The 15,090-nt window shown below is 32.3% G+C and carries 16 protein-coding genes and 2 tRNA genes; 12 read left to right on the top strand and 6 right to left on the bottom strand.

Going from position 1 to position 15,090, the window contains the following annotated elements; all coding sequences use genetic code 11:
• Positions 1-4 precede the first annotated feature (4 nt).
• Together M1D64_RS09390 and M1D64_RS09385 are read left to right on the top strand one after the other, a co-directional pair.
• Complete coding sequence (locus M1D64_RS09390) at positions 5-1,363, top strand: TrkH family potassium uptake protein (protein WP_041079007.1); 1,359 nt, start codon at positions 5-7, stop codon at positions 1,361-1,363.
• A gap of 166 nt (positions 1,364-1,529) precedes the next feature.
• Positions 1,530-3,038, top strand: coding sequence for a bifunctional metallophosphatase/5'-nucleotidase (locus M1D64_RS09385; protein WP_002483737.1), 1,509 nt, complete (start codon positions 1,530-1,532; stop codon positions 3,036-3,038).
• Between the two features lie 590 nt (positions 3,039-3,628).
• On the opposite strand, the gene M1D64_RS09380 is transcribed toward M1D64_RS09385, so the two are convergent.
• Entirely contained in the window at positions 3,629-4,231 is a 603-nt protein-coding gene (locus tag M1D64_RS09380; RefSeq protein ID WP_002483736.1) for a CPBP family glutamic-type intramembrane protease, read from the bottom strand.
• 5 nt (positions 4,232-4,236) lie between these two features.
• On the bottom strand, positions 4,237-4,422 hold the full coding sequence (locus M1D64_RS09375) for a YkvS family protein (RefSeq protein ID WP_002483735.1): 186 nt from the start codon (positions 4,420-4,422) through the stop codon (positions 4,237-4,239).
• Between the two features lie 200 nt (positions 4,423-4,622).
• Between M1D64_RS09375 and lplA the strand changes: the two genes are divergently transcribed.
• A complete protein-coding gene (lplA, locus tag M1D64_RS09370) occupies positions 4,623-5,612 on the top strand; it encodes a lipoate--protein ligase (protein WP_002483734.1) in 990 nt (329 codons plus the stop codon).
• Positions 5,613-5,693: 81 nt separating this feature from the next.
• On the opposite strand, the gene M1D64_RS09365 is transcribed toward lplA, so the two are convergent.
• On the bottom strand, positions 5,694-5,912 hold the full coding sequence (locus tag M1D64_RS09365; RefSeq protein WP_011303465.1) for an IDEAL domain-containing protein: 219 nt from the start codon (positions 5,910-5,912) through the stop codon (positions 5,694-5,696).
• 253 nt (positions 5,913-6,165) lie between these two features.
• Here M1D64_RS09365 and M1D64_RS09360 point away from each other — a divergent pair, with 253 nt between their 5' ends.
• From M1D64_RS09360 to M1D64_RS09345, 4 genes are all read left to right on the top strand, one after another.
• A complete protein-coding gene (locus M1D64_RS09360) occupies positions 6,166-6,732 on the top strand; it encodes a competence protein ComK (RefSeq protein WP_041079011.1) in 567 nt (188 codons plus the stop codon).
• Positions 6,733-6,885: 153 nt separating this feature from the next.
• Positions 6,886-6,960, top strand: a tRNA-Asn gene (locus M1D64_RS09355).
• Positions 6,961-6,962: 2 nt separating this feature from the next.
• Positions 6,963-7,051, top strand: a tRNA-Ser gene (locus M1D64_RS09350).
• 211 nt (positions 7,052-7,262) lie between these two features.
• The gene (locus M1D64_RS09345) at positions 7,263-7,691 is read left to right on the top strand and encodes an organic hydroperoxide resistance protein (RefSeq protein WP_002483731.1); all 429 of its coding nucleotides are present in this window, start codon (positions 7,263-7,265) and stop codon (positions 7,689-7,691) included.
• Positions 7,692-7,777: 86 nt separating this feature from the next.
• Here the strand turns inward: M1D64_RS09345 and M1D64_RS09340 are convergent, their stop codons facing one another.
• Complete coding sequence (locus tag M1D64_RS09340; protein WP_011303463.1) at positions 7,778-7,867, bottom strand: SAR1012 family small protein; 90 nt, start codon at positions 7,865-7,867, stop codon at positions 7,778-7,780.
• Between the two features lie 120 nt (positions 7,868-7,987).
• Positions 7,988-8,200 carry a TM2 domain-containing protein gene (locus M1D64_RS09335; protein WP_011303462.1) on the bottom strand — a complete coding sequence of 71 codons (213 nt, stop codon included), beginning with the start codon at positions 8,198-8,200 and terminating at the stop codon, positions 7,988-7,990.
• A gap of 177 nt (positions 8,201-8,377) precedes the next feature.
• Between M1D64_RS09335 and M1D64_RS09330 the strand changes: the two genes are divergently transcribed.
• The gene (locus M1D64_RS09330; RefSeq protein WP_002483730.1) at positions 8,378-8,935 is read left to right on the top strand and encodes a GNAT family N-acetyltransferase; all 558 of its coding nucleotides are present in this window, start codon (positions 8,378-8,380) and stop codon (positions 8,933-8,935) included.
• A 110-nt stretch (positions 8,936-9,045) separates the two neighbouring features.
• On the opposite strand, the gene M1D64_RS09325 is transcribed toward M1D64_RS09330, so the two are convergent.
• Positions 9,046-9,984, bottom strand: coding sequence for a 1,4-dihydroxy-2-naphthoate polyprenyltransferase (locus tag M1D64_RS09325; protein WP_041079016.1), 939 nt, complete (start codon positions 9,982-9,984; stop codon positions 9,046-9,048).
• A gap of 188 nt (positions 9,985-10,172) precedes the next feature.
• Between M1D64_RS09325 and M1D64_RS09320 the strand changes: the two genes are divergently transcribed.
• The 4 genes from M1D64_RS09320 to menB are packed head-to-tail and all read left to right on the top strand — an operon-like array spanning position 10,173 to position 14,804.
• The gene (locus M1D64_RS09320; RefSeq protein ID WP_011303459.1) at positions 10,173-11,525 is read left to right on the top strand and encodes an isochorismate synthase; all 1,353 of its coding nucleotides are present in this window, start codon (positions 10,173-10,175) and stop codon (positions 11,523-11,525) included.
• Positions 11,518-13,200: a 2-succinyl-5-enolpyruvyl-6-hydroxy-3-cyclohexene-1-carboxylic-acid synthase gene (gene menD, locus M1D64_RS09315; RefSeq protein ID WP_369083814.1), complete on the top strand. Its 1,683-nt coding sequence runs from the start codon at positions 11,518-11,520 to the stop codon at positions 13,198-13,200. Before M1D64_RS09320 ends, menD begins: the two co-directional genes overlap by 8 nt.
• Positions 13,187-13,993 carry a 2-succinyl-6-hydroxy-2,4-cyclohexadiene-1-carboxylate synthase gene (menH, locus tag M1D64_RS09310; RefSeq protein WP_041079022.1) on the top strand — a complete coding sequence of 269 codons (807 nt, stop codon included), beginning with the start codon at positions 13,187-13,189 and terminating at the stop codon, positions 13,991-13,993. Before menD ends, menH begins: the two co-directional genes overlap by 14 nt.
• A complete protein-coding gene (gene menB / locus M1D64_RS09305; protein WP_002483725.1) occupies positions 13,986-14,804 on the top strand; it encodes a 1,4-dihydroxy-2-naphthoyl-CoA synthase in 819 nt (272 codons plus the stop codon). Before menH ends, menB begins: the two co-directional genes overlap by 8 nt.
• The last annotated feature ends 286 nt before the right edge of the window (positions 14,805-15,090 follow it).

Genomic DNA, 15,090 nt, shown 5'->3' with positions numbered 1-15,090 from the left:
CGCGTTGTCCATTTTCAATCAATTATTTAAAAAATCAAGTCCTCAACAAGGTATTGTGATGTATTATATAGTCGCGATTATCGTGGCATTCTTACTGTTGAACTTACCTTATGTTCATAAAGCAGGTGTCTCTGTAGACCCAATCGATTCATTGTTTGTTGCTGTTTCAGGTGTGAGTGTTACAGGGTTATCACCAGTTAATATTGTAGAAACATATACGACGTTTGGACAAATTATCATCATGATCATCCTAAACATTGGCGGTATTGGTGTAATGGCAATTGGAACAATGTTGTGGGTAGTACTTGGTAAACATATTGGTATGCGTGAAAGACAGTTAATTATGTTGGATAATAATAAAGATACAATGAGTGGTACAGTTAAATTAATTCTCGATATCGTGCGTACCATTTTAATAATCGAAGTGGTTGGTGCAGCATTATTAACGTTCTATTTTTATCGAGATAACCCTGATTTGCAGTATGCTATCATGCAAGGGTTATTTGTTGCAGTATCAGCAACGACGAATGGTGGTTTAGATATTACCGGTCAATCCTTGATTCCATATGCTAATGATTATTTTGTGCAAACCATTGTAATGTTTTTAATTATATTAGGTTCGATTGGCTTCCCTGTGTTAATTGAAGTGAAGGCATATATTAAAAATAGAATCCCTAATTTTAGATTTTCATTATTTGCTAAAATAACAACAGTAACGTATTTAGTACTATTTGTATTTGGTGTCATTATCATTTTACTATTTGAATATAACCATGCATTCCAAAATATGTCTTGGCACAAATCGTTATTCTATGCTTTGTTCCAATCTGCAACGACGAGAAGTGCTGGATTACAGACAATTGATGTAAGTCATTTTGGTGAAGGTACGAACGTGATTATGAGCATCTTGATGTTTATTGGGTCATCACCAAGCTCGGTCGGTGGTGGTATTAGAACAACAACATTTGCAATTTTAATCTTATTTTTATTAAACTTTAATAATAATAGCGAGAAATTGTCAATTAAAGTATTTAATCGTGAGATACATACAACAGATGTTCAACGATCATTTGCAGTGTTCACAATGGCAGGTATTTTAACTTTTGCAGCGACGATTTTTATATTAGTTGTTGAGAATGGTAAAATTTCATTTCTTCAAGGCTTTTTTGAGGTGATGTCTGCGTTCGGAACGTGTGGGTTATCATTAGGTGTCACTGGCGATTTTAATGATATGTCGAAAGTTACACTTATGATATTAATGTTTATCGGACGTGTAGGTTTAATTAGCTTTATTATAATGATTGGTGGACGTAGAGAACCAGATAAATTCCATTATCCAAAAGAACGTGTGCAAATTGGATAATGTGATGAGCATAGAATCCTAAAAAAACACTTAGTTGAACGACAAATTCAATTAAGTGTTTTTTAATTATCTATTTTTAATATTAGTTATAAATAATGAAGATAAGATATTAGTATCGACGTAATTTAAAAACATGTTAAACTGTGATTAACGAGGAGAGAGGCATATGAAAAAAAGTGAAAAGATTGCAATTGATGTTATTGCTACTTCAGATATGCATAGTTATTTTCTAAATGGAGATAATGGTTCTAATATCTATCGAGCTGGTACGTATGTTAAATCGAAAAGAGAAGAAAATGAACATGTCATTTTACTAGATAGTGGCGGGAGTTTAGCGGGTTCTCTGGCTGCGTTTTACTACGCTGTGGTAGCGCCATATAAACGCCATCCAATGATAAAATTAATGAACGCCATGCAATATGATGCAAGTGGCATTAGTCCTAATGAATTCAAATTTGGATTATCCTTCTTTTCTAGAGCAGTTTCATTATCGAGATTTCCATGGCTTTCTGCCAATATTGAATATAAGAAAACACGTGAGCCTTATTTTTCAACGCCTTATACAATTAAAGAAATAGAAGGTGTTAAAATTGCAATCGTTGGATTAACTTCGGACGGTTTAATGGAGAGAGAGCATTTTGAAATGGAGAATGATGTACAAATTGAAAAAACCTTGCTGTCTTCTAAGCGATGGATTCGATTTATTCACGAAACAGAGATGCCAGAATTTCTAATTGTCATTTATCATGGGGGATTAGATCAGCTTAATAAGTCATCAAATGAACGTGAGCAAAATGTGAATGAAGCAGAAAAACTAATGCAAACCTTAGGTGTCATCGATTTGCTTATTACTGGTCATCAGCATCAAACATTTATTGGAAAAGATGAAAAAACTTTATATGTTCAAGCTGGCCAAAATGCAGAACAGTTAATCCACGTGAAAATCAATTTTAAAAAGCGAACGAATTCATTCGAATTAGAAAATGTAGAATCAAAAATCGTTGATTTAAATGAATATAAAGAAGATGAAGCGTTATTAGATTTAACTTATTATGATCGAAAAACAGTTGAACATTGGGGAAAAGAAATTTTAACAAATAAAGATATAGATGCACATATTGATGGGTTAGATGACGTGATTACCAAACCTCATGCATTTACCCAACTATTACATGATAGTATACGTCGCAAATTTGATTATGATATTTCCTGTGTCCATTTGCCTACAAGCGGCGAAACTGGATTATCTGGACAAATTACTAATGAGGCATTATATAATGCATATCCTCATCCAGATGTACCAATTGATTTAACTTTGAAAGGTCAACAAATAAAAGATATTTTAGAATATTGTTATGCACATATTGAATTTAGTGGAGGTTCGTTAAGCTTAACTATTGTGGATGAAACACTCTGTACATTTTGGCAAGGTGTGGACTATACAATTGATATGAATGCATTGCCATTTGAAAGGGTTCAATTAAATAATATAACATTAGATCATATGTATCGCGTAAGTATGACAGATTATTGCTACAGAAATTATAAACAATATTTAGAGCAAGCAGTTATTCATGAAACAGGTGAAATTACGATGGTTGAATTGATTTCACGAAATTTGAAAGATGACCAATATAAAATAAAACAAAAACAGACATTTGAAGTTTTAATATAAGCACGTCTAGTATATAAGTAACTTTGACTAAAAATAAACGTCAATTTCTATTGAGATAATATAGAAATTGACGTTTTCTTTACTTTTTGCAAAATTATACGAAAGTATCTTTATTTAGAATATTAAATTAAAGATTATATGATGTTGTAACATCCTGACTCTCGGGCGCATTGTATAAATATCGTTTTGTATCGCTAACTTTCAATAGCTTGAATGAATCTCCAAAAGTGCAAAATGTTAATAACGAAAGGGGAGTGGGACAGAAATCAAATTTTTTAATAGAGATTTCGTAGTCCCACCTATGCAATCAAGGCAAGGATGACTAGGATTGAAATGTTTATCTGAGCTAAAGCCCATGCATAAGTCTCCTAGAATTTTATGCAGAATACATAAGCTTTGGCTTATGCATAAGAACTACTGATTTTCATAAATTGAAAAAGTAGTTCTTTAAATCAGTGAGACTTTACATTTTCAATTCAGTCATCTGCTGCCTAAATGAAAAGGAGTCTGAGACAACTATTTATGTCTCAGACTCCTTTTCATTTGAGAAGGGTATTGAAGTCCCAACGTTTATTAATAATCGTATAGGTTTATACGTTGAATATTAATAAGATAACAACTGCTACAATTTGAGCTACAACAGTTGTTGCTATTCTGCGTGTATAGAAATAACTTAATGAAAGTGCCATTTGTACAATAAATACAAAGAAAACAATCCATAAGTTGTCAAGATAGTAAAATAATGAAGCAGAACATAATGCTGTAATTATAATACTTAACCAACTTGGGATATTTAATTTGATTAATTCTTTTTGTAAAACAGTTCTCATGTAAAGCTCATGACAAGGTATAACAAAGACTAATGTTACTAACATTTGCCATTTATAATAGACACCCGTACGTGTGAGTTCTTTGATTAATTCAGCATATTTTATATCAGAAGCAATTGCTGCGATAATAAGTTGAATAATAATCAATACAATACCAGTAATAATGCCCACACCTAGTGATGTGAGTAAACGTTTAGATTCAATATCTCTCTGATAAAAGATATAACTGATACCAGCAATTAGCATAATGCCCGTATAAAGATACCAATATTCTTGTTTCTCGCCCCACATTACCAAAAGAATAATGTGGAATACTATGAAACTTACGACAAACCAAATTAGTGCCTTAGAAATTCTATTCATTTTAACTATCCTTCTTGTTCGACGATTGTGTATCGTTTGTGATTAATGACAGTTTTTTCTGGCAAGTCTAGTTCTTCGAAGTTCTCCATAATTGTTAAATCAACAATTACTGAGTTGTCATTAATTTTTTCAACTCGACCTTTTAAGCCGTCATAAAATTCTACGATATTTCCCACTTCTGCAACAGTCATTTTTAGTCCTCCCTAGAAATGCTAACTAGATAGTATTATACAAAAAATCGGCAGACAAATAAACAAAAAACCATTAAATTGCATGATGTAAAACAATTTTCAATTTTTAGCAAAATATCAAAGTGAATGATTGGCAATTTTTGTGAAAATATAGCATAAATAGGGTAAGGGCATATATTTATGGAAAAGGAGTGCAGTAGATGAAGTTTATTAGTAACAACGACATTACAGATCCAACATTAAATTTGGCAATGGAAGAATATGTTTTAAAAAATATGCCAAAAGATGATAGTTATTTTTTGTTTTATGTAAATAGACCTTCGATTATTATTGGGAAAAATCAAAATACAATTGAAGAAGTGAATCAACCATATATAGACGAACACGGCATTGATGTCGTTAGACGTATATCTGGTGGAGGAGCAGTATACCATGACACAGGCAATTTAAACTTTAGTTTTGTAACTGATGATGATGGTAACAGTTTCCATAATTTCAAAAAATTCACAGAGCCGATTGTTGAGGCATTACAATCATTAGGCGTTGATGCTGACATGAGTGGTAGAAATGACATTCAAGTAGGTAGTGCAAAAATATCAGGTAATGCTATGGTCAAAGTAAAGGATCGTATGTTTAGTCATGGCACATTAATGCTAAATAGTGAATTGAATGAAGTCCAAAATGCATTGAAAGTTAATCCAGCAAAGATTAAATCGAAAGGTATCAAATCAGTAAGAAGCAGAGTAGCCAATATTTCTGAGTTTTTAGATGAACCTTTAGATATTGATCGATTTAAGGAAATAATTTTAAAAACAATTTTTGGAGAAGCTACGCAAGTAGAAGAATATATATTAACTGATGACGATTGGAAAAAAATTGAACAACTAAGTAATGAAAAATACCGTACATGGGAATGGAATTACGGTAGGAATCCAAAATATAATTTTGAAAGAGAAGAAAAATTTGAAAAAGGTTTCGTTCAAATAAAATTAGATGTAAAAAAAGGTCGGATTGAGCATGCAAAAATTTTCGGTGACTTTTTCGGTGAAGGCGACATAACTGAATTAGAAAATGCACTAGAGGGTACAATGCATGAATTCGATAGTATAGAAGAAGCACTTTCAAATTACGATATTTATCATTATTTTGGTGATATTGAACGCTACGAATTAATCAGATTAATGTCATAATAAATAACATATAAAAAGGTCTATTCTCTATCTTAATTTTAAGTAGGGAATAGACCTTATTTTAAGTAACAAAACAATAAATTAACCAACGAGAAATTCCTCCAAATTTTTGTATTCTTCAGTATAGCGTTTGAAATCATTCTCGTTTTTATTTTTTAAAGCATTATCAATGAGTTGTTCCAATTTTTGCTTACGAACGTTGCGCAATGATTCATCTATGATCAATTCAATGCCTAAATCATTAATCGTAGATACAAATGATTCTAGTGTATTGTACTTTACATGTGTATTATGTTTCATAATCAACACAGCCCCTCTATCTATATTTATATACAGTATACAAGGTTTTAATTTTTAAATCAATGAATATTCAGACTTTTCCGAAAAAAAATAAGTGTAAAATGCAACTTTACAAAAAATAAATTAATGCAAAAGTATAGATACTAAAAATTAATTGTAGAAAATTTATAAAAATTATTATTATATAAGTTGATTTTAAGATGCTTGTATTATATTATTTGGTTGTCGCCATAATATATAAGGAGGTAAAAATATGATTCAACCCTATATCATTAAAAAAGGGGATATGGTTTTACAACCATGCAGTTTATCAACTGGTAAGTATGAAGGTAGTTATCTTTTAAAGTATAAGGATGACAGCAAAGTTCTAAAAGAACGTGTTCCAAAGATTATTGATCGATCGTGTAGATTTTATGGTAGTAGTTATCATTTTAAGAAAGAAGATACGATGAGAATTACTGGCATAAGCAGTAAACCCCCAATTTTATTTACTCCACTTTTTCCTACTTATTTTTTCCCAACGCACTCTGATAGAAAAGAAGAAAATACTTGGATTAATATTCATTATGTTCACCAAATCAAACCACTAAAAGAAAAGAAATGTAAAGTGACATTTGTAGATAATCAAACAATTGTAGCTAACATTTCAGCACATAGCATGCATCATCAATACCTAAATGGTATTTATTATTACTATATGATGGATAGGGCAGCAAGAGTTGCTACCTTTGATCCAGAATCTCCTATTGATTATACAAAACCTCAATTAAATATTTATGAAGCATTAGCAAAATATTCATTATTTGAAAATAAATCGTAGTAAATTTGGCGACGTAAGCATGTAAAAATGATATATGTGGAATATTATATTAATTTAGTGTAAATATTCCGCATATTTTTTTACGTTTACTACTTGAAAATTTAACGAGAGTTGATATAATAATATTTGTGCTTGATTAGAGCAACCCATTATTCCACAGTAGCTCAGTGGTAGAGCTATCGGCTGTTAACCGATCGGTCGTAGGTTCGAGTCCTACCTGTGGAGCCATTGGAAACGTACTCAAGTTGGCTGAAGAGGCGCCCCTGCTAAGGGTGTAGGTCGCGAGAGCGGCGCGAGGGTTCGAATCCCTCCGTTTCCGTAATATAAAACTTTGTTTTAAACACCGTAATCCTTTTTGGGATTGCGGTGTTTTTTTGTGCGTTTAAAGTAAGTGAATTAAGTAGTGTTTGCAATTCTATAAAATAGCTCAAATCATATTTTTGTTAATCACAAAAAAATAATGTTATATTATTAATGAATTAATGTTGATTGTATAAAAAAATAATATAATTTTAAAAGGAGATTTTAAGATGGTCAAACCTTTATATGAAACAAAAGTGATTAGCAATGGTGGAAGAGATGGTAAAGTATTTAGTGAAGATAATACATTTTATCAGGATTTAGCAGTGCCGAAAGAGATGGGTGGTAATGGCGTAACAGAATCTAATCCCGAGCAGCTATTTGCAGCAGGTTACAGTGCATGTTTTAACAATGCACTTATGCATATTTTAAAAAGCGATAGTAAAGGCACGATTGAACCAGAAGTAAGTGTGACAGCTTATTTATTACCAGACAAAAATGATGGTGGTGTTAAATTAGCAGCAGAATTAGATGTAACGTTAACTGATATGACTCAGGAAGAAGCAGAAACTTATGTTGAAAAAGCGCATAACTATTGTCCATATTCTAAGGCTTTAAAAGAATCAATCGATATTGAAATTCAAGTCAGTGTCAACTAAATTAACGAAGATAGAAAAAGCTTATAACCCTTAAAGTACAAGGCGTTATAAGCTTTTTTGATTTATACAATTTGCGATTAGCTTTATTATTTATTTTTACTTATTAAATTTCTAATTGCTTTAACAATATAACCTACAGCTAAAGCTCTGAATACACGTTGAATAATATTTTTCATCCTAAGACCTCCCAAAATACAATTGAAATGTTTTAATTTGCGTTATTTTTCTATTTACCCAATTTTAAGACAAAATATAGATGATTTTGCAAATTCATAAATTTTATAAGAGGTTAAAGTCTATTTCTCGAGGATAATCAATCCATCTTCATCAGCTTTGTTGAAAAATATTGTTAACAATCCACTAATAATCGCAATGATATAGGGGATACCAGTCCAAAAGAAAATAAGGTGAAGTATTCCTTGTAAAAGCTGATTTGAATAAAATTTGTGTATACCACACCAGCCTAAAATAAACGCAAGTACGACGTAAATGACTTTATTTACTTTCATTATTCCATATCCTTTCATAAATTATAGTTAATACGGTAATTATCTCTTATCTTTTACGATACAACAATTGAAAACAATTGATTTAAAAGAGAAAAATTAAATAGTATTAACTTCGAAATTTTAGATTTTATCATTTATAATTAAAATAAATAATTAACGAAGCTGAGGAGATTATATATGATTAGAAAAGCAAATCCAAACGATATTCAAAAAATTGCAGAATTGTGTTACATCATTTGGCAAGAACTAGAAGTTGATATGGTAAAAGGTATTGAAAAGGAACGTTTACTGAAAGTAATGGAGCAAAGTATGATTGAGGTACCTTACAGAGGTCATTATAGCAATACATGGATATATGAAATAGATGGAGAGGTAGCAGGGTGCTTAATTGCATATCCTGGCAATAAGGAATTAGAAATGGAACGTGCGTGGCTAGATATGACGTTAGACGATGATATTAGAGCATACGGGTCGCCGATGCCGATGAAAGAGGCTAATGATGATGAATGGTATATAGAGACAGTCGCAACATTTCCACAATATCGTGGAAGAGGTGTTGCCACACAGTTAGTTAAACATGTGCTAAATGCATATAAAGATGAAAAATGGAGTTTAAATTGTGATGTAACTAATGAAGGCGCATTAAGTGTGTATAAAAAGTTGGGATTTGAAGCGAATAGTAAATTTGATCTATATGGTCATATACATTATCACATGGTTTATAAAGCGAATTAAAAAAGCCGAGACATGAATATATGTCTCGACTTAATTCAGCTTATTTACAGTGGTTAACAGGGACGAAAATGTATACGTCCGAGTCATGGGAATGTGACACTAGCACGTTCTTAAATACCACCAAGTAATGCGCTAATATAAATACCTAATGCATATAGTAAACCAAAGAATGTATTGGTTTTACCTGTCGCTGCCATCGCTGGCATCATTGTTTGAGGTGTATCGTTTTTCTTGAATCTACGCACGGCTTTAATTGGCATTGGGAATGAAAGTAATGCTAATAAAAAGAAGATTGAACCACCAGGGATAAAGAAAGTGATATAAATAACAAGTACATAGGCAATAATATACATGAGACCTAAGAAGCGTACTGAATTATTTTTGCCTAATAAGATTGGTAGTGTCTTTCGACCACTTTCTTTATCTTTAACACGATCTCGAATATTGTTGGCCATATTGATAAGACCAATAGTGATTACAATTGGAATGCTTATCCAAACAACAAGGCTTTGTAAATTGCCAGTTTGAATAAAGAATGCAATTAATATAATGATCATACCCATAAACACGCCAGAAAACAGTTCGCCGAATGGTGTCCATGAGATTGGTAAAGGACCACCAGTATACAAATAACCAACTGACATACAAACTAGACCAATTGGCAGTAACCAGAATGAGCTTTGTATTGCAATGAAAATACCTAATAACGCGGCTATAATATAGAATGCAATGGCTAAATTCATTACTAATTTGGGACTCATACCATTTCGAACAATGGCGCCTCCGATACCAACTGAAGTATGATCATCTAAGCCTTTTTTGAAATCATAGTATTCGTTGAACATGTTCGTTGCAGCTTGTATTAATAGACAGGCAATTAACATAGCTAATAAGAGACTTAGTTTTAAATGATCTTCACTCCCCAGTAAGAAGAGCTTAGCTGAAGCAGTACCAACGAGTACAGGTACGACAGCAGCAGTCAATGTATGTGGTCTCATTAACTGCCAGTACTTTTTGACAGTTGAATATTGTTGATATTGAGATGACATAATGATTTACCTCGAATTCTTTAAATTTATGATATTTTTTATCTAATATATTTTAATAGAATAAGGTGTAAAGGTCAAATTACGTAAAAATTTGTAGTAACGAAATAAGCTAGAAACCATACACACAATGTGAAAAGTGGTACAATATTATAATGAGTGTAAACTGATAAATGAAAGAAGTGAAATAGATGACATTAGACCTCAGGGAAAGTGAAATTGTCGAAGCGGTATACGAAAGTAATCATACTTGGGTTTCAGTAGAAGCAAAAATAGACTATGAATTAGATCCTACAGTGTTATTCCATTTGACTGAAGAAAATGCTGGAGACCGTTTTTATTACAAGAAAAATGACAACAAAACTTCATTCTTTGGCTATCATGCTATTACTAGATTTAAAAATGATTTTGAAAATAAACAATCTATTTTTCGAGAATGGCAAAAATACAAAAGTGATATTGAATTAATACATCCGAGCTCCGATAAACATCATCTGAAGATTTGCGGAGGTTTCCAATTCTCAATGCATAAATCTGGTGATGAGTGGCGAGAATTTGGTATTAATCATTTTATACTACCAGAAGTATTAATAACTATGGAAAATGGTGTTTCTTATATTACTTATACTGTAAAAGCAGAACAATTTGAAATTGAACAATTTAAAGCGTTGATTGCACATTTAACTCAAAATACAATAGATTCTGAGTTTGAAATTGGTAATATTAAACGCATTGAAGATATATATAAAGATGAATGGCGTGATTTAGTTAAGGATACAATTGATGTATTAGATGAACATAAAAAAATTGTATTAGCGAGAAAACGTTTGGTTATGTTTGATAAAAATATCAATATACCGTATATCTTACAAAAAGCATCACAAGGTGAACATAATAGTTACTTATTTGTCTTAGAGTCACAGGATAGTATATTCTTCTCGCAAACACCGGAACAATTAATGGAAGTTAACAATGGTATATTATCTACCAAGGCTGTTGCTGGAACAATCAAACGTACACATCAAGATGAAGTAGATAAAGAAAATATACAGGCTTTCTTAAATGATGATAAAAATTTAAACGAACATCGTTTCGTAGTAGAAAGTATATTAAACGATATAGCACCTTATGTTAGAGATATTACTTTTAACGAAACACCGCAGATATTAACCAATGATCATTTATATCACCTATATACAAAAATTAAGGGTCAATTAGAAAATGATTCATATATTGGATTGTTAGACAATTTACATCCAACACCAGCGCTTGGAGGCTATCCAAAAGCTGAAGCAATTGAATACATTGAACAAAATGAATTCGGTACGCGTGGATTATATGGTGCACCTGTTGGATATATAGATATGAATGATGATTGCGAGTTTATTGTAGCAATTAGATCCATGCTAATTAAGAAAAACCAGGCCACATTATTTGCTGGTTGTGGCATTGTGAAAAATTCTGATGCGGATAGTGAAGTCGAAGAAACTGCAGTTAAATTTAACCCTATGATGAAAGCTTTAGGAGTCGAGGAATATGAATAATCATACAGATGCATTAACAAAGCAGGTTTTTACAATTGTTTCTGAATTATATGCTTATGGCATTAGAGAAGTAGTTATAAGTCCTGGATCGCGTTCTACACCACTAGCAATTGCTATAGAAGCGCATCCCAAATTGAAATCGTGGATTCATCCAGATGAAAGAAGTGCAGCCTTTTTTGCAATGGGTTTGACGAAAGGTAGTGAAAAACCAGTCGCTATCCTTTGTACATCAGGAAGTGCAGCTGCTAACTATACACCTGCGATTTCCGAAAGCAGTTTGAGTCACTTACCATTAGTTGTACTTACAAGTGATCGACCTCATGAATTAAGAGGCATTGGTGCACCTCAGGCAATAAATCAAACGAATATGTTTGCTAATTATGTGCAGTATCAGTTTGATTTTCCAATTGCTGAAAAGAATGATAATGAAGATATAATGGCGAATACAATTAAATTCCAATTGCAAAAAGCGAGTCAATTTCTTTATGGCCCACATCGAGGACCCATACATCTTAATTTACCTTTTAGAGAACCATTAACACCAAATACTGAAAAAGTAGAATGGTTAACTTCAGATACAAAGATATTGCCACACTATCAAAAAACAACGAGTTTAAATGAAATTAGTGCAATGATGAAAAAAAGAAAAGGTTTAATCATTGTTGGTGATATGCAACATCAAGATGTGGATCAAATTCTTACATTTTCAACAATCCATGATATGCCAATTTTAGCTGATCCATTGAGTCAATTAAGACGTGAACACCATCCGAATGTGGTTACGACTTATGATCTATTGTTGAGATCAGGTTTAGAATTAGAGGCTGATTTTGTCATTCGTGTTGGTAAACCTGTAATTTCGAAAAAATTAAATCAATGGTTAAAAGTAACAGAAGCATTCCAAATATTAGTACAAAATAATGATCGTCCGGATGCATTTCCGATCACCCCACACGTATCATATGAAATGTCTGCTAATGATTTCTTTAGACAATTATCAGAGATGCCAACAGTTGAGCGTAAGCAATGGTTAGAGAAATGGCAAACAGTGGAAAAACATGCAATAGTAGAAATCAAAAATCATTTAAGAACTGCTACAGATGAAGCTGCTTATGTGGGTAATGTATTAGATAAATTAACCAAGGATGATGCTATGTTTGTGAGCAATAGTATGCCAATTCGTGATGTTGATAATCTATTTATTGATTGTGAGGCAGAAGTATTCGCGAATCGTGGTGCGAACGGTATAGATGGTGTCACATCTACGGCGTTAGGTATGGCCGTGCATAAAAAGATTACATTGTTGATTGGAGATTTAGCATTTTACCATGATATGAATGGCTTATTAATGTCTAAATTGAATGATATACAACTCAATATCGTCTTACTTAATAATGATGGTGGCGGTATCTTTTCATATTTACCTCAAAAAAATGAGGCAGATGCATATTTTGAAAGATTGTTCGGTACACCAACTGGATTGAATTTTGAACATACGGCGTTATTATATGATTTTGCATTTGATCGATTTGATACGATTGAAGCCTTTAAATATGCAGATTTATCGCAATTTGGTTCACATATTTACGAAATCATGACACATCGAGAAGATAACAAACAGCAACATCTTAAACTCTATAAAAAGTTGAGTGATATTATCGATGTTACATTATAAATTTCATCAATCAACCGCCCCAACAGACAAATTGTTAGTCATGTTGCATGGCTTTATTAGTGATCAACAGACATTTGATCAACATATTCATAGTCTAAATAAAAATATAAATATTTTAACTATTGATTTACCAGGTCATGGTGCAGATCAGTCTGATTTAGAGCATAAATGGGATTTTCCTTTTATTAGTCATGAGTTAGATCAAACGTTGCGATTATTTACAAATTATCAAATTTACTTACATGGTTATTCCATGGGTGGTAGAATTGGACTTTACTATGCTTTATATGGTCAAGCGCAATTAACAGGGCTTATACTAGAAAGTACATCTCCTGGAATTGAAAACAGTGATGAGCGACAAGAAAGACAGCTAGTTGATCAAGCAAGAGCAAAAGTGCTTGAAATAGCTGGCTTAGAGGTGTTTGTGAATGATTGGGAAAAATTACCGTTGTTTTATACGCAGTATGAGTTAGATAAATCAACAAGAAACGCAATTCGTGATATGAGATTACGTCAAAATCCAATGCGTTTAGCCAAAGCTTTGCGTGATTATGGAACTGGACAAATGCCGAACTTATGGCCACAATTAAATCAAATTCAAATACCAACGTGTATCATAGTAGGTGAATTAGATGGTAAGTTCTGTAAAATAGCTAGAAATATCATTTCAGTTATGCCAAATTTTGAAATGCATGTTGTTGCTAATAGTGGGCATACAATTCATGTGGAAGAAATGGCAGAATTTGATAGAATAGTAATAGGTTTTATTAATAAGGAGGAGCAAAATGACTAGACAGTGGGAAACAATTAGAGAATATAAAGAAATTAAATATGAATTATATGATGGTATTGCAAAAGTTACAATTAATCGTCCTGAAGTACGTAATGCATTCACACCAAATACGGTACAAGAAATGATTGATGCATTTACAAGAGCACGTGACGACCAACGTATTTCTGTCATTATTTTGACAGGTGAAGGAGATAAAGCGTTTTGTTCTGGCGGAGACCAAAAAGTCCGTGGCCATGGTGGTTATGTAGGCGATGATCAAATTCCACGTTTAAACGTTTTAGATTTACAAAGACTTATTCGTGTAATCCCTAAACCTGTAGTTGCAATGGTTAGAGGTTATGCTATCGGTGGCGGTAACGTATTGAACGTTGTATGTGATTTAACAATTGCTGCTGATAATGCTATTTTTGGCCAAACAGGACCTAAAGTAGGTTCGTTTGATGCTGGCTATGGTTCAGGTTATTTAGCTCGTATCGTAGGACATAAAAAAGCACGTGAAATTTGGTACTTATGTCGTCAATATAATGCTCAGGAAGCATTGGACATGGGCTTAGTCAATACGGTTGTTCCTTTAGATCAAGTTGAAGATGAAACAGTACAATGGTGTCAAGAAATGAAACAACATTCTCCTACAGCATTAAGATTCTTAAAAGCAGCTATGAATGCTGATACGGATGGATTAGCTGGTTTACAACAAATGGCAGGAGACGCTACTTTACTTTATTACACAACGGATGAAGCTAAAGAAGGTAGAGATGCGTTTAAAGAAAAACGTGATCCTGATTTTGATCAATTCCCTAAATTCCCATAAAAATTTAGGATGTGAAAGTAGTGTATAAGGATTACTTGAGCTAACCTCATGCATAAGAACTACTAATTCACATAAAATGTGAAAGTAGTTCTAAGCTGTACTTTATATCTACTGGTAATTAAGAAAAGAGTCTGGACATTTTGACATGTGCCAGGCTCTTTTTTATTAATTTTAGAATATCAATTGTATTTAATAATTAATAATAATATTAATATTCAAGCGTACTAATATTGATAGATTATGATTTGTTATTGTGAGATAGTTAAAAATTTTAGAATGTAAATTC

The sequence above is a fragment of the Staphylococcus sp. Z5-21 genome (genome assembly GCF_056529615.1).
Note: the sequence above shows the minus strand (reverse complement) of the source record. Positions and strands in the feature narration are given on the sequence as shown.

Coding starts and splice junctions, on each gene's coding strand:
- M1D64_RS09385 (WP_002483737.1), top strand. CDS start 1,530: ATGAAAAAAAGTGAAAAGATTGCAATTGATGTTATTGCTACTTCAGAT.
- M1D64_RS09330 (WP_002483730.1), top strand. CDS start 8,378: ATGATTAGAAAAGCAAATCCAAACGATATTCAAAAAATTGCAGAATTG.
- M1D64_RS09335 (WP_011303462.1), bottom strand. CDS start 8,200: ATGAAAGTAAATAAAGTCATTTACGTCGTACTTGCGTTTATTTTAGGC.
- menD (WP_369083814.1), top strand. CDS start 11,518: ATGAATAATCATACAGATGCATTAACAAAGCAGGTTTTTACAATTGTT.
- lplA (WP_002483734.1), top strand. CDS start 4,623: ATGAAGTTTATTAGTAACAACGACATTACAGATCCAACATTAAATTTG.
- M1D64_RS09345 (WP_002483731.1), top strand. CDS start 7,263: ATGGTCAAACCTTTATATGAAACAAAAGTGATTAGCAATGGTGGAAGA.
- menB (WP_002483725.1), top strand. CDS start 13,986: ATGACTAGACAGTGGGAAACAATTAGAGAATATAAAGAAATTAAATAT.
- M1D64_RS09375 (WP_002483735.1), bottom strand. CDS start 4,422: ATGACTGTTGCAGAAGTGGGAAATATCGTAGAATTTTATGACGGCTTA.
- menH (WP_041079022.1), top strand. CDS start 13,187: ATGTTACATTATAAATTTCATCAATCAACCGCCCCAACAGACAAATTG.
- M1D64_RS09340 (WP_011303463.1), bottom strand. CDS start 7,867: ATGAAAAATATTATTCAACGTGTATTCAGAGCTTTAGCTGTAGGTTAT.
- M1D64_RS09365 (WP_011303465.1), bottom strand. CDS start 5,912: ATGAAACATAATACACATGTAAAGTACAATACACTAGAATCATTTGTA.
- M1D64_RS09325 (WP_041079016.1), bottom strand. CDS start 9,984: ATGTCATCTCAATATCAACAATATTCAACTGTCAAAAAGTACTGGCAG.
- M1D64_RS09360 (WP_041079011.1), top strand. CDS start 6,166: ATGATTCAACCCTATATCATTAAAAAAGGGGATATGGTTTTACAACCA.
- M1D64_RS09380 (WP_002483736.1), bottom strand. CDS start 4,231: ATGAATAGAATTTCTAAGGCACTAATTTGGTTTGTCGTAAGTTTCATA.
- M1D64_RS09320 (WP_011303459.1), top strand. CDS start 10,173: ATGACATTAGACCTCAGGGAAAGTGAAATTGTCGAAGCGGTATACGAA.